The following is a 3039-nucleotide window of genomic DNA, read 5'->3' on the forward strand; positions in this document are numbered from 1 at the left end:
CGCCTGAGAGCACTGTGCAGCGGCCATGCGGCGCCAGCCGCGCCATCGCGGCCGACATTGCCGGCGAAGAATTCCTGTCCTCGGAACCGGTCATGAACAGGGCCGGTACGGCTAGCCTCGGCAGGCGGTCAGCGTGGTCGCTGTCGGCACGAGCGAACAGGCGATAGGTGCGAGCATAACCTTCCGGGTCGACGGCACCCAGTACGGCGGCCGTCTTCCGTGCAGCCGCCTCGAGCTCGACCGGCACCGGATCTCCGAACCAGCGGGCAATGGTCTGTGCCGTGCCGGTCACGTCACTCTTGCCGGTAAGCGCCACCGCGCGCTGGCGAACAGCTTCGGCCAGTTCAGGTGGCCGCCGGAACACGGCATTCAGCGAGACGATGCGGCGGACGCGCTCGGCTGCGCGTAGCGCGAGTTCCTGGGCAACGAGCGCGCCCATCGAGTGGCCGATGACGGATACTTTGTCGAGGCCGAGATGGTCGAGCAGGCGAATGGCCTGATCAGCATAGTCGGCGAGTTCTGGGTTCTGCGGCGGCAGCGGCGACTGACCGTGGCCGAGCATGTCGATGGCGATGACGTCGAAGCTATCGGACATCCGCTCGATCTGCGGCTGCCAGATCGCGGCGTTCATACCAACGCCATGAATAAAAAGCACCGGTGCGCCCGCGCCGACACGGATGAAGCCGGTGCCGTCGGGCGCCGCACCCCGTCGAACCCATGCCGATGCGGAAGCGTCAGCCATGCACGTCCCCAAGCTCTTTGAGGTCCTGGTAGCGGTCGCCGATTCGATGATGCGGGCGGCCGCCGATCGAGGCGCCGAGCGCCACAACCAGCTCGTCGGGCGCCGGTGCATCGCCGATCTGGAAATGCACGGTGAGGTAATGCGAGCGCCGCCCTTCGTCATTTTTGTCCATCAGCGGAATGATGATCGGGGTGTTCGGCCCGCCGCGCAGATTGGTGAAGGCAAGGTAGGTCTTGGCGCTTACGGCACGCCGATAGTGGTTGCCAAAGTGCAGCGTATGGATCAACGCCGACGCATGCTCGATCTCGCCCGACGTACCGCAGATGGCGGCCTTGCCATAGCCCTCGATAGCCTCGCCGGAACCGGCGGCGGCAACGATCTCGTGGGTCAGGATCTCTCCCAGCACCGGCGCACAGGCTCGGATTTGGGGCGACAGATCGTCGGTGAAGCCGCGACCGGCCCAGGGATTGGTCAGCACCGCTGCGACGCCGATAAGGCGCAGCGGCCGGGGGGCGGCCTTGCCGCCTTCGATCAGCGTGTTCTCGGTATAGGTAACGATCTTACGAATGGCGGGCTGCATGGAATTCCTCGGGTAGGTGGCGCCTCGGGACATCCAATCCCGCTATCATCTTATGGTATACCATGCTATGGAGCGCCAAGTGCCTTGTCAACCGGGCATCGAATCTGTTTTCGTAGCGGCGCAGGAGGCATACATGCCAGACGACACGCTTCGCATCGACCGCAGCTCCAAGACCTTGAGGACGCTGGCGCTGGAGCGCATGCGCGAAGCGATCATGGATTTCCATTTCCAGCCTGGCGAAAGGCTTGTCGAACGGCCGCTTTGCGACCAGCTCGGCGTCAGCCGTTCCGTCGTGCGTGAGGTACTGCGGCAGCTGGAGGCAGAGGGGCTCGTGCAGATGATCCCTGGGCATGGGCCGGCCGTCGCCAGGCCGGACCTCGGCCGTACCGACGAGATCTACGAGCTTCGGGCTCTGCTTGAAGGCATCGCGGCCCGAGCCTGTGCCCTGTCGGCCACCGGCGAGCAGTTGGCAACGCTCGAAGGGGCGCTGGCGGATTTGTTCGATGCGTGGGCGTCGGCGACGCCGCCTGCGGTGATGCGGGCGACGACCAAATTCTACGAGGCACTGTTCGAGGCCGCCGACAAGCGTGTCGCCTGGGAAATCGTCTCCGGGCTGAATGTCCGCATCAACCAGCTTCGTTCGATGACAATCGTCTCGACCAACCGGCGCGAAGCGGCGATCGCCGAGATGAACGAGATCATGGATGCGATCCGCGCACACAAGCCGGAAGCGGCGGAAGCAGCAGCGCGGCGGCATGTCGAGTCCGCCTGGAAGATCGCCCGGAACACACTACGCGTCGATTGTCCTTAGTCTCACCACCAAATTTCCAACAGAGCCGATCGCCCACGAATCGGGCTGCGTGCGGAAGCTTTACATCACCTTAAGAGTGCCGCAGCAACACCCCGCTCTATGCAGAGGGTGCCTCTGGGGCTCGTCGCGTGGAGCGAGCGGTTTTCTTCGCTACTTCGATTCTCAGGAAGCTAATCACGCGGCCTCTCTTGTGTCATCGTAGCTGACAGCAGACTTCTCGAAAGCCAGATCACTCCGTCGAGCCCAGTTCCTCTCAGCATCGAGCAGCTCATTCTCCCCACTCAAACCGTTCATGAACAGCCTGAGTACGTGCGCAGCCGTGCGCTCTCCCGCCCGCGAAGCAACAGGTACGCCGCGCTCTTTGCAGACCGTCTCACAAACACGGGCAAGCATCACAATGTCGCTCGGTTCTAAAAATCCACCTGGATACAACATACCGTCCTCTGTTGGAAAAGCTACGTGAGCCTTTGATTACGCTAGGTCACCGGCAGCAACAATCAACTATGATAGTCTGCACCTCGACTGGTCAGAAAATCTGAGCGGCCTTCAGACGGTGGGCATCGCGCCACTCCGAGTCGGAAGGACAGAACTATCAGGCTAGGTTTTCCCGTTAGGTCGATTCGGTCCAATCGCGTGGGCCCGGGTAATGCGAACGGTCGCTCGTCTAATGGCAAGTTGGCCGGTGAAATGCCATGTCGGCATTTTCGGGCACCTGGAATTGAAGCCTTGCAAAAGCTGGAACCCCTCGGTGTCGCAGACCGCGCAAATCAAATCGAGGCGCGCACCGCCGCCCGGTGAGAGACACCTCGACGAGTTGCCGCGAAAATCCACCTTGAAGGCCTGACCGTCAGCTACTCATCCCCCTGCCAAAGCAGGGAACAAGATCCTTTGGGCAATGTTAGGCGC

The 3039-nt window shown here is 62.4% G+C and carries 3 protein-coding genes; 1 reads left to right on the forward strand and 2 read right to left on the reverse strand.

The window, feature by feature from the left end; genetic code table 11:
* Positions 1–742: alpha/beta fold hydrolase (locus EN750_RS26395; protein WP_127398351.1), on the reverse strand; the 742-nt coding region annotated here is incomplete at its 3' end.
* Positions 735–1322: an amino acid synthesis family protein gene (locus tag EN750_RS26400; protein WP_127268589.1), complete on the reverse strand. Its 588-nt coding sequence runs from the start codon at positions 1320–1322 to the stop codon at positions 735–737. The genes EN750_RS26395 and EN750_RS26400, both read right to left, overlap by 8 nt.
* 133 nt (positions 1323–1455) lie before the next feature.
* Between EN750_RS26400 and EN750_RS26405 the strand changes: the two genes are divergently transcribed.
* Entirely contained in the window at positions 1456–2133 is a 678-nt protein-coding gene (locus EN750_RS26405) for a GntR family transcriptional regulator (RefSeq protein WP_127268588.1), read from the forward strand.
* Positions 2134–3039: the final 906 nt, after the last annotated feature.

The sequence above is a fragment of the Mesorhizobium sp. M7A.F.Ca.ET.027.03.2.1 genome, from assembly GCF_003999175.1.
Taxonomy (GTDB): Bacteria; Pseudomonadota; Alphaproteobacteria; order Rhizobiales; family Rhizobiaceae; genus Mesorhizobium.

Excerpts from the sequence above, each read along its gene's own strand:
- EN750_RS26405 (WP_127268588.1), top strand. The coding sequence starts at position 1,456 with ATGCCAGACGACACGCTTCGCATCGACCGCAGCTCCAAGACCTTGAGG.
- EN750_RS26400 (WP_127268589.1), bottom strand. The coding sequence starts at position 1,322 with ATGCAGCCCGCCATTCGTAAGATCGTTACCTATACCGAGAACACGCTG.